This is a genomic window from Pseudoalteromonas sp. 20-92, from assembly GCF_030847595.1.
Lineage (GTDB): Bacteria > Pseudomonadota > Gammaproteobacteria > Enterobacterales > Alteromonadaceae > Pseudoalteromonas > Pseudoalteromonas fuliginea.
In genome coordinates, this window is the sequence record NZ_JANJGQ010000039.1 from 1 (window position 1) to 23813 (window position 23813).

Annotated in this window: 25 protein-coding genes; 23 read left to right on the plus strand and 2 right to left on the minus strand. The window is 36.4% G+C overall.

What is annotated here, in order from left to right; genetic code table 11:
• The 7 genes from NRL14_RS20060 to NRL14_RS20090 form a co-directional block, all read left to right on the plus strand.
• Positions 1-181 (plus strand): hypothetical protein (locus tag NRL14_RS20060; protein WP_306725445.1); only part of this gene is annotated, 181 nt, incomplete at its 5' end.
• An 889-nt stretch (positions 182-1070) separates the two neighbouring features.
• Complete coding sequence (locus tag NRL14_RS20065; RefSeq protein ID WP_188085219.1) at positions 1071-1244, plus strand: hypothetical protein; 174 nt, start codon at positions 1071-1073, stop codon at positions 1242-1244.
• Positions 1245-1256: 12 nt separating this feature from the next.
• Complete coding sequence (locus NRL14_RS20070) at positions 1257-2174, plus strand: RimK family alpha-L-glutamate ligase (protein WP_306725446.1); 918 nt, start codon at positions 1257-1259, stop codon at positions 2172-2174.
• 257 nt (positions 2175-2431) lie between these two features.
• Entirely contained in the window at positions 2432-2620 is a 189-nt protein-coding gene (locus NRL14_RS20075) for a hypothetical protein (RefSeq protein ID WP_096794043.1), read from the plus strand.
• A gap of 114 nt (positions 2621-2734) precedes the next feature.
• The gene (locus NRL14_RS20080) at positions 2735-2917 is read left to right on the plus strand and encodes a hypothetical protein (RefSeq protein ID WP_096794042.1); all 183 of its coding nucleotides are present in this window, start codon (positions 2735-2737) and stop codon (positions 2915-2917) included.
• A 200-nt stretch (positions 2918-3117) separates the two neighbouring features.
• A complete protein-coding gene (locus NRL14_RS20085) occupies positions 3118-3261 on the plus strand; it encodes a hypothetical protein (protein WP_157770560.1) in 144 nt (47 codons plus the stop codon).
• Positions 3262-3271: 10 nt separating this feature from the next.
• The gene (locus NRL14_RS20090; protein WP_157770559.1) at positions 3272-3442 is read left to right on the plus strand and encodes a hypothetical protein; all 171 of its coding nucleotides are present in this window, start codon (positions 3272-3274) and stop codon (positions 3440-3442) included.
• A gap of 179 nt (positions 3443-3621) precedes the next feature.
• Here NRL14_RS20090 and NRL14_RS20095 read toward each other — a convergent pair whose 3' ends face one another.
• Positions 3622-3822 carry a hypothetical protein gene (locus NRL14_RS20095; protein ID WP_096794037.1) on the minus strand — a complete coding sequence of 67 codons (201 nt, stop codon included), beginning with the start codon at positions 3820-3822 and terminating at the stop codon, positions 3622-3624.
• 148 nt (positions 3823-3970) lie between these two features.
• Here NRL14_RS20095 and NRL14_RS20100 point away from each other — a divergent pair, with 148 nt between their 5' ends.
• The 14 genes from NRL14_RS20100 (at position 3971) to NRL14_RS20165 (ending at position 19390) form a co-directional block, all read left to right on the plus strand.
• On the plus strand, positions 3971-5188 hold the full coding sequence (locus tag NRL14_RS20100; protein ID WP_149613254.1) for a lanthionine synthetase LanC family protein: 1218 nt from the start codon (positions 3971-3973) through the stop codon (positions 5186-5188).
• Positions 5189-5207: 19 nt separating this feature from the next.
• Complete coding sequence (locus NRL14_RS20105) at positions 5208-8351, plus strand: lantibiotic dehydratase (protein WP_149613255.1); 3144 nt, start codon at positions 5208-5210, stop codon at positions 8349-8351.
• Positions 8352-8566: 215 nt separating this feature from the next.
• Complete coding sequence (glmU, locus tag NRL14_RS20110) at positions 8567-9925, plus strand: bifunctional UDP-N-acetylglucosamine diphosphorylase/glucosamine-1-phosphate N-acetyltransferase GlmU (RefSeq protein ID WP_149613256.1); 1359 nt, start codon at positions 8567-8569, stop codon at positions 9923-9925.
• A 114-nt stretch (positions 9926-10039) separates the two neighbouring features.
• A complete protein-coding gene (locus NRL14_RS20115; RefSeq protein ID WP_149613257.1) occupies positions 10040-10978 on the plus strand; it encodes a hypothetical protein in 939 nt (312 codons plus the stop codon).
• Positions 10978-11583, plus strand: coding sequence for a DUF1240 domain-containing protein (locus NRL14_RS20120; protein WP_008137632.1), 606 nt, complete (start codon positions 10978-10980; stop codon positions 11581-11583). Before NRL14_RS20115 ends, NRL14_RS20120 begins: the two co-directional genes overlap by 1 nt.
• Before the next feature lie 138 nt (positions 11584-11721).
• On the plus strand, positions 11722-12312 hold the full coding sequence (locus NRL14_RS20125; RefSeq protein WP_149613258.1) for a DUF1240 domain-containing protein: 591 nt from the start codon (positions 11722-11724) through the stop codon (positions 12310-12312).
• A gap of 354 nt (positions 12313-12666) precedes the next feature.
• Entirely contained in the window at positions 12667-13878 is a 1212-nt protein-coding gene (locus NRL14_RS20130) for a hypothetical protein (RefSeq protein ID WP_149613259.1), read from the plus strand.
• 4 nt (positions 13879-13882) lie between these two features.
• Positions 13883-14932 carry a sensor histidine kinase gene (locus NRL14_RS20135; RefSeq protein WP_149605243.1) on the plus strand — a complete coding sequence of 350 codons (1050 nt, stop codon included), beginning with the start codon at positions 13883-13885 and terminating at the stop codon, positions 14930-14932.
• Positions 14916-15704: a LytTR family DNA-binding domain-containing protein gene (locus NRL14_RS20140; RefSeq protein WP_149613260.1), complete on the plus strand. Its 789-nt coding sequence runs from the start codon at positions 14916-14918 to the stop codon at positions 15702-15704. Before NRL14_RS20135 ends, NRL14_RS20140 begins: the two co-directional genes overlap by 17 nt.
• A 276-nt stretch (positions 15705-15980) precedes the next feature.
• A complete protein-coding gene (locus NRL14_RS20145; RefSeq protein ID WP_008137627.1) occupies positions 15981-16571 on the plus strand; it encodes a hypothetical protein in 591 nt (196 codons plus the stop codon).
• Between the two features lie 5 nt (positions 16572-16576).
• Positions 16577-17272 (plus strand): ABC transporter ATP-binding protein, encoded by a 696-nt coding sequence (locus NRL14_RS20150; RefSeq protein WP_149613261.1) that lies wholly within the window; start codon positions 16577-16579, stop codon positions 17270-17272.
• A complete protein-coding gene (locus NRL14_RS20155) occupies positions 17272-18486 on the plus strand; it encodes an ABC transporter permease (RefSeq protein ID WP_149613262.1) in 1215 nt (404 codons plus the stop codon). The genes NRL14_RS20150 and NRL14_RS20155 overlap by 1 nt, the downstream gene beginning before the upstream one ends.
• On the plus strand, positions 18479-19249 hold the full coding sequence (locus NRL14_RS20160; protein WP_306725447.1) for an outer membrane lipoprotein-sorting protein: 771 nt from the start codon (positions 18479-18481) through the stop codon (positions 19247-19249). Before NRL14_RS20155 ends, NRL14_RS20160 begins: the two co-directional genes overlap by 8 nt.
• Before the next feature lie 12 nt (positions 19250-19261).
• Positions 19262-19390: a hypothetical protein gene (locus NRL14_RS20165; RefSeq protein WP_262501012.1), complete on the plus strand. Its 129-nt coding sequence runs from the start codon at positions 19262-19264 to the stop codon at positions 19388-19390.
• A gap of 49 nt (positions 19391-19439) precedes the next feature.
• Here the strand turns inward: NRL14_RS20165 and NRL14_RS20170 are convergent, their stop codons facing one another.
• Complete coding sequence (locus NRL14_RS20170) at positions 19440-20282, minus strand: LytTR family DNA-binding domain-containing protein (protein WP_306725448.1); 843 nt, start codon at positions 20280-20282, stop codon at positions 19440-19442.
• Between the two features lie 144 nt (positions 20283-20426).
• Here NRL14_RS20170 and NRL14_RS20175 point away from each other — a divergent pair, with 144 nt between their 5' ends.
• Both NRL14_RS20175 and NRL14_RS20180 read left to right on the plus strand, forming a co-directional pair.
• Positions 20427-21656 carry an acyltransferase family protein gene (locus NRL14_RS20175; RefSeq protein WP_306725449.1) on the plus strand — a complete coding sequence of 410 codons (1230 nt, stop codon included), beginning with the start codon at positions 20427-20429 and terminating at the stop codon, positions 21654-21656.
• Positions 21657-21739: 83 nt separating this feature from the next.
• Positions 21740-23533 carry a choice-of-anchor I family protein gene (locus NRL14_RS20180; RefSeq protein ID WP_149605250.1) on the plus strand — a complete coding sequence of 598 codons (1794 nt, stop codon included), beginning with the start codon at positions 21740-21742 and terminating at the stop codon, positions 23531-23533.
• Positions 23534-23813 lie beyond the last annotated feature (280 nt).

A 23813-nucleotide genomic window follows, 5' to 3' on the forward strand; every position in this document is an offset into this window, starting at 1 on the left:
GACATGGGGATGCTCCTTAAAAAAGGAGTATAAGATCATACTTTTAAGTCAAGGTAAAGTTCGTGATCTTGCCCTGTGTGATATCCAAGCTTTGGCTGCAATCAAAGCCTTTTATACAGTGGTTCGATTGAGCTTAGACTCTTCTATTGAGAGACCGTTAACAAGTAATAACGCTGTATAAATTCCAAGTATTAAACTCTGATTACTAATGGACTCTCAAGCTAAATAGCTGAGCTTATTGCCGGCGTTTACTATTGCTTATTTATTGTGCTTTAAATTGTTAGGGGCTTTCATCACCAGGTTACTATAGCTTCCTATCAGGGTAATAATTTATTAGGCCATGCTCTTCTATAGTTATCATATTGGTTACTTCGGTTTTTCGTTGGTAAGCGGACATACATTTACATTTTGAGCCAGTGATTGTCGATTTATTTATAAAATAGATCCTTTTTATGGTGATATATTAAGTCACCCCTTACTAAATAACTTAAGATGACAGAGTAATTCAAAACCTTTCCCTTTAGCAGGTATTTTTAGCACTTTATTGATATTGCGGTTTTTATTCTAAGCTTGATTCAACATGTGATTTTACTGCTAATTACTAATCAAGACTTTAAATAATAGTTTTAATGAGAATCCCAGTTGAATTTGCCGATTAAGTTTTCGATAAAACCCTTTTACGAATCATGCTTATACCTATAAAAAAGCGTTTACTTTATTCATGAATAGTCATTTCCTGAACTTTAAACATTGCTACTCATAGTTGAAACGGCCCCGCTCAATTCACCAACTAATTAAACAATATGCAGCGCTTACAAACCACGCTATTTCATATTTAGAGCATAAAATGAAATTATAATAAAATAACATTTAAATATAAAGTGTTGATTTACATTGCTTTATGTTTTTTTTTGGTTTTTTGCAATCTTTAAAAAATAAACTCATTATTAATCCCGTCGAAAACATAGAGCGACATTAATTTGAATTCTAAACCAGTAATTGGCTGATTTAATATGCATATTTGAAAGCGTAGTTGTTGCAGCCAAAAATAATAAAATAGGAATAACAAAATGGCTAAGTACTTCCAATCAGAATATGAATTAGAGCGTTTTTTAGATAAGCAAATTGCAGCCGACTGTATTGACAGTTATTTGGATTCAGACGGTGTTATAAGTAATAGCTGCCAAATATTTAATATCGCGGAAAGCGACATAAGTAATATAGATTATTACACACTTAACTAATAGGGTTTATAAATGGCTTATATTGTTATTGGGCAGTCACATGATGAGCATGCCCAGCAAATACTTGAAAAGTTAAAAATGCGTGGTGTTGAAGCATACTTACTGCAAACACATGACTTTCCAAAAAAAATAAAGTTTAGTTTTTCACCTAATGATGGCAATGGCAGTTTAACTTTAAGCTGCGGCACGCTGATTAATTTAAGTGATATTAAAGCCGTGTTTTGGCGTAGCTTTTCGGGCGTGTCCGATGAGGAGACTCGAGCCACTTATATGACTGAGCAAGGCATTGCCGCAAAGGATAGCATGGCCTGTTTAAGAACATGGTTTTACTTAGACAATGGCACTAAGTGGGTTAATGGCTGGGAGGCTTTTCAGCATCATCAAGAAAAACCCTATCAATTACAAAAAATAAAAAATTTGGGCGTTAAAATTCCACAAACCTATGTTGGTAACAACATAGAAGATATAAAGTTTGCATATAAAAATTTAGAGCAAAGTATTTTTAAGCCTGTTTTCGGTGGCGCGCATACTGAAATGTTAACAGAGTCTCACTTAGAAACAGAAAGAGTAGAAGCAGCATTGGCTAAATCACCCATTACAGTACAAGAGTTTATTGCTGGGACAAATATACGAACTTATGTAGTTGGTAAGCGTGTTATCTCCATTGAGCTTAAAAGCGACATGGCTGATTTTAGAGAAGATGATGATGCAAAGCTGATAGTGATTGATACACCTGAGTTAATAAAGAGCCAAGCAAAGCATATTGCTGAAGAGTTATACCTTAATTGGACTGCTATAGACTGGCGTAGGAACGAAAGCGGTGAGTATTATTTTTTAGAAGCAAACCCTTCTCCCATGTTTATTGGTTTTGAAAAGCAATCAGGTATTCCAATGTCTGATTATATAGTTGATTACATGTTAGAACATTAACAATTGATAAAAAGGAAATATATATGAAAGAGTTAAGTATTGTTCAACTAAAAAATGTAAATGGTGGCCTAGGTTGGGACGAAAATGGTAATTGGGTCGACTGTTTGGGTCAAGTTATTAGAACTTTAACCCGGTAATCATGTAAGTAGCTAAACACAAATATTAGTTTTTTACTGTTATGTGAATTCTTGGCGGGGTATCACATAATAAAAACTGGCAATAATGCCATCAATGAGAAAGTAAATAAGGAAAAGAAAATGCACCCATTTTCATTAGAAAAAACACAAGAAGAGCAAGTTGTAGGTGGCGTTGTTGCCTCTAAAGTTACTTATTTTGGCGGTTGTACAGAGGATGGCGGTGGGATCAATCCTACAGACCCAATTACAATGGCTATCCCTGAAGATGGCAACGACCCTCGCCCATTTCCACCTGAAGAGTGGATGTAAGTAAAAACTGTATAGTTAAAGACAAGCTTTAACGTTACGTGAGTTCTTGGCGGAGTATCACGTAATAAAAACGGCAATAATGCCATCAATGAGAAAGTAAATAAGGAAAAGAAAATGCACCCATTTTCATTAGAAAAATCACAAGAAGAGCAAGTTGTTGGCGGTAAAGGTGATGTTAATTTTACTCTAAGCCTTAAGGAGGATGGAGGCCCTGGAGTCCCTGGTGGGCCGATCACTATGGCGATCCCTGAAGACGGTAACGATCCACGTCCATTTCCACCTGAAGAATGGATGTAATTTTCTTACTTATGGGTGTAGTAATACCCGTATAAAGCAAAGTTAAAATTCACTTTTATTAATACTTAAAGGTAAAAACATGATTGAGTTACAAAATAAAGAAATGATAGCAAATATTTTTGGTGGAGTGTATATGGATGAAAATGGTAATGGTTGTATTCCACCATTTATTGTTATTCAGCTGTAACCGGTGACAGCGTATGAAATTGAATAAAAGAAAACTTAAACAGTTACAAGAGTTCAATGTAATTGATATTAAAATGACAGACAAAGTTGTAGGTGGTTTTTGCCCCCCAACAGTTATTACTTGTAGCCCTGAAACCATCAATAAATTAGAAATGTAAGGAAAATATTATGAATATTAAAATGAATAAAAAAGCTATTAAAAACCTTTCTCAACAAGGCCGTAGTGCTAATGTTGCTACTAAAGAAGTTGCGGGAGGTGCACGTTATCCGGTTGAGCAACCAACAGGTAATATGTTTACTCTAAATTCTTGTGGTATTGTTTGTATCTCAGAAATGTAAGACATTCCACTGCACTTCAAACCTAGACAGTAGTAAGTGTTTTTCTACAAGGTAGAAGTGTATTGAAAAATAGTAGTTAGCTCATACTTTTTGTTATAAAGAGTGAGCTAACTTAGATTCTTCTATTAATGATGATTTATTCTAAATGATCAGGATAGTGAGTTCTTCTTGGATCGTAGTTAAACCAACTCAAGTTCTTTTATTTCCCTACCTATAAATATTTTTTGATAACTTAAGTCTACTTGTAAATTATATCTTTCATACAGCGACCTATGGTGGCCTTCATTGATAGCCCCACCAACTATTAATGGTGTAATCTCATTTGGTACGAGCTGCATGCCTGAGGATAAGCTTTTAATATTCTTTTTATGTAATTTCATTTCTAATTTATAGCTTAGTAACATAGTAGTACGTTATTACACCACACTAAGTTAAACATGCAATGTAAAACATTAACATTTGTACTTTTAATGTTAATATGAAATTATGATTATTTAAAATTTAAAGATGTTGATAGAAAGGAATTCCATGATAATCAATGGGTTGGTTGGAAGTGCGCAAAGCGATGTGATGAGGGGTATCCTCAAAGAAATAACTCAAAAAATATCAGAAGAGATAATAAAAAAAGAGAGTGGTAATGGGCTATTAAATGGGCTGGCTGGTTACATCTTGTTTTTATACAATGCAGGTAAGTTTGAGGATATTTGTGTCGATGATTCACTCCTAAATGAAAAAATGGAGCTTTTACAGGCTCAGTTAGCTAAGCAGTCCTTGGAGTTTAGTTCGGGATTAGCTGGGCAGGCATGGTTGTTGGAGTTTTTAAATCAATCAAATAAAGCTGATTACGATAGCGAGCTTCTTGAAAGTATAGATATTCTATTTGCTAATAGTTTGTCTCAGAATGATGTTTGGCTTGGTGAGATTGAAACAATACTAGGTCTAGCAGGTTACACACCTTATACAGCAAGACGTGCTCGTTTTACTGATCAAACAAGACTTTACAGTATTATCGTTAGAGCTTTTGAGCAAACAGCCACTTACTTTGATAATGGAAACATTACTTGGTCTCAACCCTATAAGTCGGCTTATAGGTTTAATCAAAATGATGAAAACTTACCTGAGTATAATTTAGGCTTAGCCCATGGTGTGCCAGGTATTATTGCTGCTTTAGTTCCTGTCCTACATATACCCAAACTAAAGGCAAGAGCGCGTAAGTTATTATTAGGCAGTTGTGATTGGCTATTGACTAATCAAAACTGTAATTTAAGTAGTAACGCTTGTTTTGGCAGTTGTGCTGGTGATGGGGGAGATTCCCGTTTAGGTTGGTGTTATGGTGACTTAACAATTGCTTTGACTCTTATGCGCGTAGGGGTCGCTTTAAATATGCCTCATTATGTTGAAAGAGCACTAGGTATCGCTCGTCACGCAGCCAAGCGTGATGAAATTTCTGGTTACGTCAAGGATGCGGGGATTTGCCACGGTTACTTTGGGTTAATAATGATATTTAGCTTGTTAAATAAACTATCTCCACACCCAGATTTACAAGCAGCAATTAACTATTGGCTAAGTTTTGCTTTAGAGCAATATGAAGATAATGGAGTTAGCAGCTTTTACAGCTATAAAGGTGATGAAGGCGGTTATGAAGAGGATTTCAGTCTCTTAATGGGGTATTCAGGAATTGGGCTAGTAATTCTAAGTCTTTTAAATGGTGAGTTTGGTTGGGCCGATAGTTTGCTAATTGATTAAAATACAAAAGGAAATTGGAATGACTAATAAAATAAAAAATGCTCCATTCTTTGTTGTACGTGCACCACGGTTAAGTAACGAACAACTTCTACAGTTTAATAATGCGAATGCTGATACTAATAAAATACTTGAAAGCTGGTTATCTATGTATGGTGTTCAAGAAGCACTTTATTTAGCTAGCCCCTCGCTATTAGAACGCATAAATCTATGGCGTGAAAAACCAGACACTAAGCAAGGTAAAAAGGTATCACACGCTTTAATAAAATATATGATCCGGATGTGTTCAAGAGCAACACCGTTCGGTTTATTTTCGGGTGTAAGTAAAGGTGAGATCACTTCGGTTACAGATTTAATCTGTGGGGATTATAAAAAAGATAGCCGAAAGACTCGTTTAGACATGTTTTACCTAAATGAGCTTAAAGACTATTTTATCAAGCATACCTCGAAATCTGACACACTAAAATATAAACCAAATCCCTCTCATTATTTCATCGCGGAGCAGTGTCGTTACATAGAAGCTTACCTCTTCGATGATAGTATGCAATATCGTTTAAGCGCGGTGGAAAGTGACGAATATTTTAAATTTGCTTTAAATTTAGCAAGTACCGGGATTAGCTTTAATAACTTATGTAAGGCTTTTTGTGAGCAATATATAGATGCCGATAAAGAAGATGTAGAGTCATACATTCAAGATTTAATAGATGAAGGCATTTTAATAGCTGATATACCATTGCCATTAACTGGAGATTCTCCAGATCATGCTTTATTAAAGTCTATTCAAAATCTTAAAGAAAATATTTACGCTGATCATCTTGCTACAGTTTTGGTAAAAATAGATCATCTAGATGAAGATAACTTAGGAAGCATTGCACCATACAAGCAATTACTTACACATTTAGATAAATTGCCAATAAAAGCACAAGAAAATAAGCTGTTTCAAGCTGATATATATCGCAACTACAGTACTTGTTATTTAAGCGAAATAGAAATTAACCGCTTGCAAAAGCAACTTGAGCTACTGTCTGGTTTGAGCTTGAACGAAAGAAGCAATCCTTTATCCCCGTTTATTAACCAGTTTAATGCTCGTTTTGAAGGGCAGTTTGTAGCACTTGATGTCATTTTAGATGATGAAACCGGAATTGGCATTTCAGATGAAACAGGCTATGAAGCACCTTTGGTTGCCGGCTTACACTTCGCTCGGGCTGGCGGTATTGTCAATACTCCGGCAGGTGTGAGTCTAATTGATGCAATTATTGAAGAAGCAATTAGTTTACCAAAAAATCGCAATAAAAACTGTATTGCTCTAAAAAGTAAAGAACTCAAAGTTAAAGCGACAAATACTGACGCACTAAAATATTATCCCAGCTCTTTTGCTGCAATGCTAAGTTTGTACGAAGATGATAAACACAATCCTATAATTAAGTTTAATGGCTGCTATGGGCCATCATCAGCAAATTTATTAGGCCGTTTTTGTCATTTAGATGAAAGTTTAAAAAATGCAGTGAGGGAAGAGTTAAGGCTAGAACAGGCGCATTCTCCAGATGTTATTTTTGCTGAAGTTGTACATATGCCAGAAGGGCGACCCGGTAACGTTATTGCTCGTCCGCATTTACGTGAATACGAGATTGTATTTATGGCTGACAGCAGCCTAAATGACGAATATCAAATTCATTTAAGTGATTTATATGTTTGGGTTGAAGGCCATCAGGTTAAGCTCTGGAGTAAGCGATTAAATAAACAAATTGTTCCGCGCTTGTCATGTGCACACAATTATTCTTCGCGCAGCCTTAGTGCATATAAATTTTTATGCATGCTGCAACATCAAGATGGGCGAGTACCTCAGTTTTCTATGCCGCAAAGTACAACCAGAGATAGTTTTGTACCACGGATAATGTTAGATAATTTAGTGCTGAGTGAAAAAACATGGCGCATCGATAGAAAATATCTACAAGAAGTTTTAATTGATGGCCAGCTTAATATGGATAAGCTCAATATTCTCTTAGCTACCTTCCAATTAGACCCGCAAGTTTGTTATGCAATGTTTGATAATATTTTGCAATTGGACTTGCGAAACTCTGACATGTTTGAAATTTTACTAGCAGAGACTAAAGGACAAACCAAGGTTGAATTAAAGGAGGTTTTATCTTCTAGTTTTTCCTCACGTGTAAAAGATGAGCAAGGGCATCATTATAATAATGAAGTAATAGTACCTTTTAGAAATACAGCGGCAAAAGTACATAAGCACTTTGTAGATGAGCCACTTGCAAATATATCGGCCAAGCCAATTAAAAGAAGGTTTAGTGCTGGTTCTGAGTGGCTCAGTTTAAAAATTTATAGCGGTAATTCTTTAGTTGAACAACTTCTGTGTGAGAAGTTACTTCCACTCATTGAGTCAAACAAAAACCTTTATAACAAGTGGTTTTTTATTAGATACTCAGATCCAGACTGGCATATTAGAGTTCGTTTTCATGGAAAGCCAAATATATTATGTGGTGAGTTACTACCTTTATTAAATAACCTACTTGATCCAATGATCGAAAGCGGTGAATTACATAAAGTAGAGCTAATGACATATGAGCGAGAAGTTGAGCGCTATGGTGGGCCTGAGTCCATAGCCTTGGCTGAATCTTTATTTATGTATGATAGTGAGTTAATTACAAATGCATGTTTACTAGTCGACGACTACGGTGAAGATATACGTTGGCGAATAGCATTAAATTATACACATAAGTTACTCAATCTATTTAATTACACGGATGATGAGCGTTTAAGTTTGATTAGCCGTTTACGAGATGGTTTTGGTAATGAGTTTAACGAAAATAGTATTTTACGTAAGCAGTTAGGTAGCCGTTTTCGAGAGTATCAAGATCAGTTAAATGACGACTTCATTAAGCTAAATACTGTTGATACAGATGGCCTTGATGAAACGCAAAAGTTTATTTTTAAATTACTTAAAAAATGGCAAAATAACGCTGAGCCAATTGTTAAAACCTTAGTTCAGCTCATTAAAGAAAATAAGCTTAACTGTACACGAGATTCACTTTTAGGCTCACTTTTACACATGCATAATAACCGTATATTTAAAGCATATGGAAGAGAGCAAGAGTTTGTAATACATGATTTGCTAAGGAGAAAATACTTTTCTACAGGTAAAGCTAAATAAAAAAGCGCGTTTAAAGTTGTAATACCTTTAAACGCGCTTATATATTTTACCAATCCTCGCTACAATAACGCTATTCAATTAAGTGTGTTTTTCAGTCAAGATTCAGTACTAATAAACTAACCTACTGAGTATTTGCACAAGAAGTGATTTACGTAATCTTCTGCACAAACATAAGACTTATTTAGCTAAAACAACGGAAAAAGGAAATTGTTTTAATGGCTCTAACAACTGTTATTCTTGCTGCGGGTAAAGGTACTCGTATGCGCTCTGCTCTACCTAAAGTTTTGCACAATGTTGCAGGTAAACCAATGGTACAGCACGTTATTGATAATGCGATGGCATTAGGTGCAACGACTACAAACTTAGTTTATGGACATGGCGGCGAACTATTACAACAACAACTTGCCGATAACGATGTAAATTGGGTACTCCAAGCAGAACAACTCGGTACTGGCCACGCAGTAGCGCAAGCCAACTCTCATATTAACGATGAAGACACAGTATTGATTTTATACGGTGATGTACCGCTAACAAAACAATCAACACTAGAGCGTTTATTAGCCGCAACACCTAAAAATGGTTTAGCGGTATTAACGGTAAATTTGGTAAACCCAAATGGCTATGGTCGAATGCTTCGTGCCGGTGGTAAGTTAGTCGGTATTGTTGAGCAAAAAGATGCAAGCTCAGAGCAGTTACTTATTAACGAAGTAAATACAGGCATTATGGCTGTTAACGGTAAGCTATTAAAAACATGGTTGGGTAACTTATCTAACAATAATGCACAAGGCGAGTACTACTTAACAGATATCGTTGCAATGGCGCACAGTGAAGGTGTAGAAATTACTTCAGCTCAGCCAGACCATGCAATGGAAGTTGAGGGCGCAAATAACCGCGTACAACTTGCTGGTCTTGAGCGTGCTTACCAAGCATGGCAAGCGCAAGAGTTAATGTTAAATGGTGCAACACTTGCTGATCCTGCTCGTATTGATGTGCGTGGAACAGTTACCACCGGTGAAGATGTACTTATTGATATAAACGTTATTTTTGAAGGTAATGTAACCCTTGGTAGCAATGTACAAATTGGCCCTAACTGTGTCCTTAAAAACTGTACCATAGGCGATAACGTTATTATTAAAGCTAATACGCTGATTGAAGATGCCACAGTTGCAGATAAGTGTACGTTGGGTCCTTATGCTCGGCTTCGCCCAGGCGCTGTAATGGAAGAAGACTCACACATTGGTAACTTTGTTGAGATGAAAAAAACCCGTTTAGGCAAAGGCTCAAAAGCCAACCACTTAAGTTACTTAGGTGATGCTGAAATTGGCGAAAAAGTGAATATTGGCGCGGGTACTATTACCTGTAACTACGATGGTGTTAATAAATCAAAAACTATTATTGGCGATAATGCTTTTATTGGTTCTAATTCATCACTTGTTGCCCCAGTAAATATAGGTGCAACTGCAACAATTGGTGCAGGCTCTGTGATCACCAGTACCGTTGAAGATGACCAATTAGCAATAGCACGCTCTAAACAGCGTAATTTAACAGGTTGGAAACGCCCAGTTAAAAAATAATAAGCCAACACCTTTTTAAGGCGAGTTATATACTCGCTTTTTTATTGCTTATATTTTGACTATTATTTAAACTTATGGTTAACGGATTAAAAAATATACTCAAGGAAGTGTTATATGTCAGCTCATGCTCGCCGTGCTATTGCCGAAAGGCAACGTCAAAGCCAAATAAAAAGCATTCTATCAGGTAATAACCACACTCTTATTCAAATGAACTCAGCAGAGTTTGTAGACTACATTATCTCTGTAAAGATGAAGCAAGGTAAATCTCGTTCAGAAGTGGTTGATTGGCTTGATGAGTTACTGGAAGAGCATAATTCACTATCAAGTAAATGGAAACGAATTAAAGATCCTTTGAAAGCAGGGGCTGGTCTATATCCTCTATTTGATGATATTAAAGCTTTAGTCATTATTGCAGAAGTAATGAAGCGCCAAGGTAATACGTTTGGTAAGTTTAAAATCAAAATATATAATGGCTCCCCCGCTATTATAATCACTTCTTACCCTGGTATCAGAGCTCATTTAACTGGAACTCATTATTTAGCAAGTAATCCTAGGCTTTTTACTATCGGCGTAGGCAAGCTAGAAGCCTCTAAAGCAATGAAAGGAGGCTTTGTAGTTAGTTTATTAATTTCAGTTACATTCCACAGTGTAGATTTGTTTTTAAATGATCAAAAAACATGGCATGACTTAGTCGCAGGTATAGCTGTCGATATGGCAGTTGTTGGAGCTGCTATAGCTACAACATTTGCAGTTACTTATTTTGCAACCGCTTTTGTTGGGGCCATTATTGTTACTACTGCTGCAATACCTCTCCTTATTGTTGTCAGTGTAGGTATAGCTTTTACTGCCTTAACTATGGTTTTTTCAACAGATCCTATAGCGGATGCCATTGCTTATAAGTTGCGAGAACTTGAAAGCAATCTTCGCTCTGAGATTATTGAGGTTAATAAAAAATTAGAAAAAGGTTTTAGTGAAGATCCTTATGCTTTTTTTAACTTTCTGTTTGGAGTTCCAACAATAAATCTTAATCGTAGTAAAAATGAGTACAATTGATGTCTATTTTAGAATGGCAAAAATCTGAAGAGCGCTTTTTAGAACAAACTCTCGAGCATAAGCTAACAGTTGTTATAGGCTTGGTTGTTTTTGTATTATTCTCAATGACTTTATTTTATTTCTCTTATTACGGGTTTGTTGAAAATGTTTATTTTGATGACTCGCTTTATTATATTAGAGAAAGTGGCCTGTTGGCTCCAATAATAGCAATGACACCGTTTCCTGTGCTTATGACAATTGCCGGTTTTCAAAAGGTATTCAATTTTCACAACGAGAAAACAATAAAGCTAATGGTAAAACTTATGCTTTGGGCAATTCCTCTATATATAACTTTATCTATTACTAATAGTTTTTATATCGAGTCTAAATTAACAGGGAAGGGTTATAGTTTTTGTCATTGGTATACTAGTCCATCTTTTAGAGGTCCTGATGTTTGGCTAAAAAACGATGAGTTATGCTTACAAGATGGCTCTGTCATAATCAGTGATATAGCCGATTGGTTCGAGCAAAAAAACCAACAAGGTATTGAACCCTCTGTTGATGAGCTAAAAGAGTTTATAAAAGAAACTAGAAAAAGTCGTGATGATTATACTAATTATAAGTAGTGAAAAGTCACCATTAAAGAGTAATAAGCTAACATCTATGTAGAACTATTTCATGGCTCACTTTTATGCAACCGAGGAGCTGTGTTTATTGCGGTCTAGTTGATGAATATAAGTTGAAACAGAAATGAGCTATAACTAATGCCTATTTTAGAATGGAAAAAAGCAGATAAAAAGTTATCTCTTGCAAATGTGAAAGAATTAGCTTCTGTTTTCTTCTTGTTAATTGTTAGTGGAGGACTGTGCTATAAAATAGCCTTAAATTTTTTTTCCGAAGTGGAAACAACATTTTTAGTTAGTCGGCCTCAATTTTTTATCAAAGAGCAAGCCACCATACTGCTATCTTTTTTATTATTACCTTGCTTATTTCTAACGTTTTTATCGACTTTACAGCGCTTTTTGGGGTTTGATATAAAGTTAACTTTAATTAATGCATTTAAAAGTGCAGTTGTAGGTTTAATTGTTTTATTAATTCTATCAATCCCGACGAATCTTGTCATAGAGTCTAATTTAAAAAGCCAAGGTTACACTTATTGTAGTTGGTATACTGGACCCTCACTTCGAGCGCCTGATGTTTGGCTAAAAAATAATGATTTATGTCTACAAGACGGTTCTATAATAATTAGCGACATAGCCGATTGGTTTGAAATGCATAATGAAAAAGGCATTGAGCCAACGCTTAATGAGCTTGAAGTTTTTATACAGAAAATTAGAGCAGAGTATAATCGCTAAAATTAAAACAAGATTGCTTTAGCCGTTTTTATTTAAAAACCAGATAATCTAGTCAATTACACAAGAGATTTTTTGTTTTCCAACGATAAACCTGAATCGTAGTGGGTTGGCTAGAAAGCGTACTCGAAAGATCAACACGCTCTAGGCATACTATTTTTCTTGATTTATAACTCCCTCTTTTCCCCCTCATGGCTTTTAAAAGGCACCAAATATCTTTATAGCCGATCATAAGCTGTTTTAACCAGATAGCCTTATCTGCCATTATTCCCTTTTATCCTCCTATAAAGCCACCCATCACCTAATTTACCAAGCTCACATTATCGCTTTACAATTTTTGCAGATCAGGAGGATAAGATGAAAATAATATTGGGTGTTATTTGCAAAGTATATGTGCTGTTCGTGATGGTTATATCTTCAGTGAGTGAAGCAAAACAGTTTACAGAAAAATTACAGTTTGATAGTCAAATTCGTATTAATGGGCAAAATATAAAAGGGACGAATCAAGCAATTTTTGCAACTAAAAATACTTCATCTCTTTTCTCGGCTCTGGATGTAAGTTTAGAAGGTGAAGGGTTGCGTTTTGCGGCAACTGCTAACGTATATAAAGAAGGTGGGACGAGTGAAACCGATTTTACTATTTCAGAAGCGTTCTATGATTTTAGTACGGAAAATTGGTTTTTATCTGTAGGGAAAAAGAAGCTTGATTGGGATGTTGCCTATGGATTTAGACCATTAGACATGTTTTCTCCGACTGACTCATTAGCGATATATACAGCAGTACCCCCTGGTGTGTTAATGATAACGGGGGACTACTTTACTGAATCAGGAAATATCACTGTGATTTGCAATGAAACGAAACCTGATTATCTTGAACGAGGCATTAAAGTAGCACAAAGTTACGGTTGTGGTGGGCGCTATTATCAATTCTTTGATGGTTATGAAGCGCAAGCAATAGCGCACTATGACGATAAACTGGGCTTTAGAATTGGTGGAAGTACCCTTACAGTAATAGGTGATAGCTTAGAATTACATAGTTCATTACTCTGGCAGCAAAACTATCGTTCGCCTAAAGTTACTCAACTGTATAAAAATACTTTATCTGCATATGATAATGTTGAAACAATTTGGCGCAAAGGCAGTTTGCAAGCTTTAGTGGGTTTTAGCTACAGTTTTTCGATGGGGGTAACAGCCATTGTAGAATACTGGCATGATGGTCGAGCACCAAGTGACAAGCAATGGCGATCATTAATTGCACGCGCTAATAATGAAGGTGTTCAAGATCATCAATTGAGATTATATCGAGCTCACTTTTCGACACAAAATCTATTCAGAGATAGCGTGATGGTGCATTTGAGAACATCTAATTCTACCTGGCAACCTTCGATGACATGGTTAACAAACCCTCAGGATAACAGCATGTTAATAAATAGTGAGCTGTGTTACTCTGGTTTTAAAAATGGTCGCCTCTGTCTCGGCTATAGGAGCTATGCTGGCGGAAGCGAAACAATATATGAGCAGCTAAGCCATCAAAAAACTGGATATTTTAGCGTCGAAATTAAGTTGTAATTTAATGCCTTTTATTAAACCATTCTCAGGATCAGAAAGCTGGGTGAGTAATTTAAAGCTCGCTGTAGTCTGTATTTCACTTGGGTTACTGATTCACTTTATTGGGTGGGCTAAGTATCCTGTTATTTCAATTATGATCTCTCTTGGAGTCGGGTTCAGTATTCGCTTATGCCGTAAATGGTTAAAGCGGCATTATCCACAAATGAATCTTGCCTTGCAGTTTTTCTTAGCTACTCTTTTTTCTTTTATTGTGTGGGGACTGACGCCACTCTTATTAGGTGTTGTGAAAAGCACTGGTGGCTATATTGGTGATTTACAACAATATGTAGGTATTTTTCTGATTGGCAGTTTTATTATGGTGGTGGTGAGTTTTACATACTATCGAAGTGCACAAGCACAGAATTTAAAACAATCGTTAGCGCAAGTTGAATTAGAGCAAATAAAGAAAGATAAAGTGCTGTTAGAAACTCAATTAAGGTTACTACAATCTCAAATTGAGCCGCACTTTTTATTTAATACACTCGCTAATATTCAAGCATTGATAGCTGTTGATACTAAACAGGCGAATAAGATGTTAGCCGCGCTCTCGGCTTTATTGAGACAAAGTTTAGATAGGACGAGGTCTGAGTGGTTAACCCTCGGCCATGAATTACGTTTTAATAAAGCTTATTTGGCCATACAGAAAATACGTTTAGGGGATAGACTTAATGTTCACTATGACGTAACGGATAAAATAACCGATGATATTTTGTTTCCTCCAATGTTACTTCAACCTCTCATAGAAAATGCCGTTACACATGGTATAGAACAGTTAACATCGGGTGGAGAATTGACTCTATTAGTCAAAAAGGAAGAAAATAACTTATTAATACGCATTACGAATAATACACCTAATGAAGGCAGTAATCACAAAGGCACACAAGTTGGGATGAACAACGTAAAAACCAGATTACAACAATTGTATGGTGAACAAGCCAGCCTTTTATTTGATCACAGTCAGGCGGGTATTGTGACCGTCACTATGGAGGTACCCTTAAATGTCTCACCGAGTTAAAGTTGTTATTGCTGACGATGAGCCCATTTTGCGTACACATTTGAAAATGATGTTAGAAGAGGTTTGGCCTGAAATCGATATTGTTGGTCAAGCAGCTAATGGTGAAGAAGCTTTAGCACTGACCGAGGCATTTACACCTAAGGTTGTATTTTTAGATATTAATATGCCAGGAATGGATGGTTTAGAAGTTTCTAAAAAACTATGTGATGATGACTCACCCCCCATTATGGTTTTTGTAACTGCTTATAATGAATATGCAGTTACTGCATTTGAGAACCAAGCAATTGACTATCTTTTAAAACCTTTAGAAAAAATAAGGCTTGAAAAAACCGTACAGCGAATAAAAAAGCTTTTGTCATCCGAAAGCACTGAGACTAGTCAACAAACACAGTTACAGGCTATGTTCTCCCAGTTAATGCAGAGTAATAACCTAGCATCATCTAATGTGTATTTAAAGTGGATTAAAGCAAGTAAAAACAATCATATATATATGATTGATGTTGATGACGTAGATTATTTTATCGCCGACAATAAGTACACCGAAGTTACTGCTGGGCAACAGAAGCATTTAATAAAAACATCTATTACTCATTTAGAAAGTGAGTTAGAGCCTGATACTTTTTGGCGCATTCATCGTAATTGTATTGTTCGAGTTGACACTATTGATCATGTATCTAAAGATGATTTAGGTCATGTCTATATATACTTGAAAGGGAGTGATGAAAAACTTTCTGTGAGTAGAAAATATCACCATTTATTTAAGCAGATGTAACAGAAAAAATAACCAACCATTATTGAAGCGGATTTAATACTGTAAAAGAGGTAAATCATGATTTACCTCTTTTTTGATTGTATTGAGTGCGCTCTAATCACTATCATAATTCAACTTACTAATTTGATCGCTCCCCTAAAAAAGGACTACAAAGTATACTCATCATTACTATTTCCCGTTTATCTCCCTATTCAACCGATTATCGCCTGCCTAACATTCTATGGTGATTGTTTCTTAAGATATGTTCATCAACAGAAACAATACAGGATAACGATAATGAACCAATTTTCTACGATTAAAAAAATGCTTTTAGGCGTTGTACTAGCAAGCTCTTCAGTTACTGCAAGTGAAATCCCAGCGCATGTTATTACAGCATATCAACAGGGACTTACTGGCTCCCAAGAGCAAAATCAACTTGCTGTTAACGCGCTTTCTGAACTCAACAATAAAGCATCAAATCCCGTTGTTTTAGCTATGTTAGGAAGTGCTGAAACAACGCAGGCACGATACACCAGTCAACCTTGGCAAAAAATGAAATTCGCAGAAGCCGGCATTGCGAAATTAAATAAAGCAATTAAGCAAGTTAAAGGAATGCCATATCCACTTAAGGCAAGCGTTTATGTGACTGCTGGCTGTACCTTTGCGCAGGTACCAAAAATGATGAATCGTGCTGAACATGGTGCTCATTTATTAAATCAAGTATTGGCCGATAGTGATGGATTTTCAAAGTTAGATAAACAGCTAAAACAATCAACTTATAGATGTGCCGCATTGGCTGCAAATAAATTAGAAGATCAAACTAGAGCGAAATTATTCATCGAAAAGTCTGACGCTCTAGCGCGCCTTTCAAAGGCTGAAAAAGGATAATTGTAATGCTTAAATTTTCGAACATTGTTAAGTCTTACAAGACTGGAGAAGTCGTCGTCGACGCATTAAAAGGCGTATCTGCTGAGATAAAAAAAGGGGAAACTGTTGCATTATGTGGCCCTTCAGGTAGCGGGAAATCAACACTTTTAAACATTTGTGGCTTGCTTGACGATGACTATAAAGGTGAAATTTGGCTTGCAGGTAAAGCAGTCTCAAAAGATAAAAAAGTAATGACACAAATTCGTCGTGAAAAACTAGGATTTATCTTCCAGAGATATAATTTGATCCCAGTGATGTCTGTTTATGAAAACGTGGAGTATCCACTTTTAATGCTTAATATGAATAAGCGAGAAAGAATGGATAAAGTTGTTGATATTATTAATAAAGTTGGTTTAAAAGGTCATATATCTAAACGCCCTGATCAATTATCAGGTGGTCAACAGCAGCGTGTTGCTATTGCTCGAGCATTGGTTAAGCGACCTGAGATTGTGATTGCGGATGAACCCACCGCAAATTTAGATACATCGACCGCGAATATGGTCATTGATCTGATGCGTGATTTAGGCAATGACCTAGGTTGTACCTTTATTGTAGCAACACATGACCACCGTATGACAGATCGCTGTCATCGTGTTTTAAATCTAGCTGATGGTAATTTATCGGCATTTAATCCATATGAAACTCATAGGAGAGCAGGATAATGCGTTGGATCTCATTTGCATTTTTTAACGTTTGCCGAAATGGTAGGCGTTCATTATTCACAATATTAGTTGCTGCAGTTGCCGTTGCCGCTATTTTAACGACGAGTGGTTTTGCCTTATTTACTTATCAATCACTGGCAGAAAAAGCGGCTAGAGATGAAGGTAATTTTATTATTACACATCAAAAATTTCTAAAAGAAGAAGAAGATACACCGCTGCAATATGGTTTATCTGATATTGAAAAGTTAATAGCTCAACTTGAAACCGACGAAGGCATTAAAAGTGTATTGCCACGCATAAACTTCAATGGTCTTGTATCTAACGGTGAAAAAAGCTCAATTTTTATTGGTCTGGGTGTAGACCCCGAAGAGTTTATGGTTAAAGGGCCTTTTTTAACAATGTTAGAAGGTAAAGCATTATCAAACTTTGGTAATGAAGATGAAGCAGAAGTTGTATTAGGTAAGGAGCTAGCACGCAACTTAAAGGTGACTGTGGGGGATTATATTACGCTCATGTCGACAACGACAGATGGTGCGTTGAATGCGATGGATTTTACAATAAGGGGTATTTATACGACAGGTGTGCCAGATTTAGATAAGCGACAGCTCTATGTGAAACTATCAGATGCGCAATCATTGTTGTATACCGAGAAAGTCAGCTCATTGTCGGTTTACTTATTTGACATAAGTAAAACACAACAAACAGTTTTAGATTATCAGAAGCGTGACCAGTCATTGGAGTTTACACCTTGGTGGAAGCGCGCATTCTATTATCAGTCAGTAAAAGATCTTTATAACCGTATTTTTGGCCTGTTAGGTGGAATTATGGTGTTACTTGTATTCTTCTCAATTTCAAACACGATGGCGATGACTGTTAGTGAAAGAACCCGTGAAATAGGGACTGTATCGGCAATGGGCTCTTATCAATGGGAAATTATTCGTAACTTTGTATTAGAGTCAAGCATGATAGGGTTCATTGGCGCGGCGTTAGGTATTGTTGCATCTGCCTTCATTGCTTGGGGATTGGTTTATTTAGGTTTAGAAATGCCACCACCGCCAGGTAGCAATCAGGGTTACCCTTTAACCATTACTTTCTCATGGGAAGTAGCAGGTATTGTATTACTTACTATGGTATTGGTATGTGTATTAGCGGCACTAAAGGCTGCATATAAAGGCAGTTCAAAATCAATTACAGAGGCGCTAAGTCATGTTTAAATTTAAAAATATTATATCTATCTGTGCGCTTTTGCTTATTTCTGTATCAGCTGTTGCGCAAACTGTAAATGAACAATACGAAGGTGGACTTGATCTGCAAACAGCTCTTGTCAACGTTGATGCTTATCGAAGTGAAGCAGAGTCAGTAAAAATTTCGGCAACAGTCAGTGCATATAATAAAGAGAAGCTAAAAAGTGAAAAGCAATATGATGTTTATTCATCTATCAATAAACAATCACTTGTTGTTTTTAAAACGGCTTCAGAGCAAGGACAAAAGGTCTTGATGAAGGAAAATGATTATTGGATGTTCATGCCGAAAAGCCGACGACCAATACGCATAACCCCTTTACAAAAATTATTGGGGGAGGCATCACTGGGCGATATTGCGACACTTAGTTGGAGTCAAGATTACGATATAGAGTCTTATGAAACGAATGAAGCTGTCATAGTGTTTAATTTAACGGCTTATTCAGAAAAGGCGAGCTATCAAAAAATTCAACTTACCGTTGATAAAGCCGATTTATTTCCATTGCAAGCAGAGTTGTATCTTCGTTCTGGCAAACATGCCAAAACGGCTACCTTTGAAAGAGGTGAGAGAAACAACAAAGTTAAAGTGATTTCTATGTCGTTAATCGATCAAATGCAGCAAGGTAAAAAAACAGTGATTGCTTATGATGAAATTAAGCCAATTGATGTACCGCAAAAGTTATTTAATCCGCAAATATTAATTCGCAGTGATTTAAATAGCCTTTTAACTGAGTGAAAGGCTAAAAACTTGGAACTACAATTAAATAAGCATCAAATCGATATTTGGCAAACCTCTTTAAGTTTGTTTGAACAAAATAATGCGCTTTCAGATCTTGATTTACAGTTAAGTGTGTCAGATAAGCTGGTGGCCAACTAAACTTGGCCACTGATTTTAGTGTAAGCCATTATCGCTTGTTTGATTTGTATTATTGCAACGTTAGTTTAAATTGCTCTTTATAGCGTCTAGATAGGTTTAGTACTTTACCTGTTGTTAGTTTTATTTCACTGTCGCCACTGGGTAGTGGTGTAATGGACTCCACTTTATCGAGTTTTACGCCATGGCTGCGGTGAATTCTACAAAACCCCTGCTTTTCAAGTTGTTTGCTCAATGTTGTAAGTGTTGCCCTTAACGGATATATACGTGAGCCTATATGTAGGTTTACATAATTACCCGACGATTCAAGCCAATCAACATCCTCTATTTTTATAATGAATTCCTTACCGAGCTTTTTAACTAATAAGCGATTTATGGTCGATGTTGTTTGCTGCTCACTTTCTTCAATTGAAGAAGCTTCACCTAGTAACTGCTGCACCACATATTGATATACTTTGATAAGTACAATGAAAAACACGAAGCTTATAGCGTCTTTCTGGTATTCATAAATAAACTCAAACCAACTAAGTCCAAAGTTGTAAGACCCATCATTTAACAAATATATGAATTTACGAATCCCTACCATAATACCAACGTGTAACACGCTAAATATAATAGAGGCACCAAAGTACATACCTAATGAGGCCGTAATATTTTGCCAATTAAAAGATAAGTGTCTTAAAAACCAAATTAAAATAGGGAATATAAGCAAAGTACTCAAGGCACTTGAATACTCCCAAACAAATGGCTCCCACATTAAAAAAGTTAAAGCCCCTTCTCTTTGGGCTTCCATTATTTGGGTTGTAGCGTTTACTGTATTATTAATTAATACGTAAGCACACAGTAATACTGATGCGTAAATGCTTTGAAAACGTTGAAAGTGCTGTAGGTTCATAAATGTATGCTTATTGCTGACGTGGCACGCTTACCCCTGTATACCACCTTTTATCACTATTGCTTGTAATATAAGCACTTGTAGATAGTTTTAGCGAGATCTTTAGGTATGAATAACGCATAAAATTCATAAAGTAATAAAAGCATGAGCATTCAAACACAACAACCTTCATTAGTTAATTCGCGTAAATATTATCTTGATTGGCTTAGGGTAATCGCATTTGCGTCGCTAATTTTTTATCACATTGGCATGTTGTATAGCGAAAACTGGGGATTTCATTTTAAAAGTAATTACACATTACAGTATGTTGAATATTTAATGTTGATGTTTTCACCTTGGCGTATGTTGCTCATTTGGTTTATATCGGGCGTAGCACTGCGTTTTATGATTGATAAAATAAGCGGCTTTAAGTCTTGGTTACATTTCACTTTATACCGCTCTATTTTTTTACTATTACCCTTGCTGGTGGGTTTATGGTTAATAGTGCCTTTACAGCTGTTTGCAGAAATGTCGCAGCACGATGTTATTGATATTAGTTATTGGCAATTTTATTTAGCTTTTATAGAGACTAACAATACGCTTTTTATTAATTATCAGTCTGGAGTGTGGCCGAATGTGGATGTAAATCACTTATGGTATTTGCGCTCGTTGTGGCAATTTATGCTGATCATTATTGTTTTAGCTCTTTTTGAACGCTTGCCCTTTATTGCGCCTTTAAAAACATTTGTTAAAGCGGGTATGTCATTTGGGTTTTTAATTACCTTGCTCACTATTGCCACACTATTTATAAGCCATTACTTAACTGGCGATTCAATCAGAGAAACTAACGGCTTAATACTGCTACTCGCAGGATACATCCTGGCTAAAAATACTTACTTTTGGAACAGTTTAAATAAAAACTTGGTATTACTGGCTTTGTGTTTTGCGGTTTTGTTTTTACTTATAATATTAAGTTATCAGAAGGCGTTTACTCTTCCTCATTTTATTCTAAGCGGTAGCTACAATATTCAACGTGTTGTAGGTGTATTTTTTGTACTTGCGCTCGCTCACCGATTTTTAAATTTTAATACCTACTATTTAAAGCAGCTCAATGCATGGGTGTTTCCCTTTTATTTATTGCATCAAAGCATTTTGATTATTTTGTGTTTTTTACTGCAACCTTTAAGTTTAGGGACTGTTGTTGAGCCATTTATCATTATTACAGGAACTTGGTCTCTCTGCGGGGTTATAACATGGAGTATTACACGTATTGATGTACTTAGACCTTTGCTAGGAGTTGCAATTAAACGAGAGTATTCCTCGAGTGCAAAAATGCTTGGTTATACGGCCGCTTTAATTTTAATTACTCCGCTAGCGTATAAGCTAATTACTTAGGCTAAGAGGCTGTATTAAAACTGCCATAATCTTGTCATGCCTGTGTGTTGATATTTAGCAAATACAATACTAAGGAAAATCACATGTTTAAAAAATCAATTATTGCGCTGTCACTTATATCTATTCTTACTGGTTGCGCACTTGATGGTGACGATGGTCAAAACGGCTCTCAAGGATTACAGGGAGAACAAGGCGCAAATGGCATTAATGGGATAAATGGTGTAAATGCTAATTCAGCATTAAATATTAACCTTGTGGGTAGAGGTGTACTAAATGCACAAAGCCCAGAAGGTGCGGCTGAAATAGTTGCATACCAAGCATCTAAAAAATGGATTTACGCTATTAACAGTTCAGGCGATGACGCTGTTGTTGATATTTTACCCGCCGACACCTTTGATACTGCCGCACTCGTTAAAGATAACGAAGGGGTTATCAGCGCCACAAATTTAACGTCCGTTATTACGTTGTCTTTAAACGAGCATACCCAAGGCGATGCAAACAGCATTGCTATTGATGAAAATAATAATTTACTAGCGGTCGCAATGGCTGCTAAAAGCACGGGTGATGCAGGTCAAATTGCTTTTTACGATATAAGCGGCGACTCACCTGTATTTATTAAAAATGTTACAGTCGGATTGTTACCAGACATGGTGACGTTCACCCATGATGGCGCAAAGGCAGTGGTTGCTAACGAAGGTGAACCAAGTGGCGACTACAGCGTAGATCCTGAAGGTTCTATTAGTATTATCGATATAACAAATAATGTAATAGCCGATACAGCAATAAATATTGATTTTAAAGCCTATAACAACAAACAAACCGAACTAGAAGCGCAAGGGGTAGTTTTTGCAAACCCAAATGGTCGTACTATTAACGGTAATCTAATAAATACTACAGTAGCTATGGATTTAGAGCCCGAGTACGTTAGCATTTCTAAAGATAACAAATATGCTTATGTATCTATTCAAGAAAACAATGCACTTGCAATAGTTAACCTACAAGACAACAGTCTTGAGCTAAAGGGCTTAGGCTTTAAAGATTGGTCAAGTTTACAACTTGATGCCTCAGATAAAGACGGCGGCGTGAATTTTAAATCATACCCAGGGCTCTATGGTATGTACCAGCCCGATACTATCTCAAGCTTTAGTTGGAAAGGCGCTAACTTTATAGTTACTGCCAACGAAGGTGACGCAAGAGAATACTTTTTTGATACAACGGATGAAGCAGACTGTATAGCAAAGGGCGGACTTGATTACGATAAAGGCGATGGCTGCTTAGCTTATATAGATGAAAGCCGCGTTGAAGACTTAACGCTTGCTGCTAATTTTGATTACTTAAATAATGACGATGATGATATTGGTCGCTTAAAAGTAACAACAATAAAAGGCGATACCAATAACGACGGACAATACGAATCGCTTTACGGCTATGGCGCACGTTCTTTTACTATTTGGGATAGCAATGGGCTGGTGGTTTTTGATTCAGGCGACGATATAGCACGTATAACAGCATCTGTGCATGGTGAATCATTTAACAATAATGAAGATGAAAACAAAGGTGACTCACGTTCAGATGATAAAGGCGCAGAGCCTGAAGCGCTGACTATTGGTAAAATTGACGATCGTACATTTGCTTTTATAGGGCTTGAGCGTATGGGCGGCATTATGGTGTACGACATTACTAATCCATACAATGTGCAGTTTGAAGACTACTTCTATAATAGAGGCTTAATTAAAGACGCTAATATTACAGGCGATTTAGCGCCTGAAGGAATGGAATTCGTTCCAGCAGAGCAGAGTGCTACAGGAAACCCACTCTTAATCGTTGGAAATGAAATATCAGGCTCCATTGCCGTATGGGAAATAGCATCTAAATAAACCTTTAATTTAAAATAAAGCTGTGTGTTGTTTGTTTAACATACAGCTTAGTTTAAACCTTACTAATACCTCATCAATAGATACATATGTTGTGCGTGTTTTTTAAACTAAAAGTATCCTGTAGCCCTTTATTTGTATAGCTTTCATACTAAATTCATTTAATTGTCAAAAAGCTGAAATAAAACATTGACCCCCGCTCGAATCTCCCTATAATGCGACCCCACTGAGACGGGAAAGGCCAACGCATAGCGAGGCACGAACTACTCAGAGAGTTAAATAA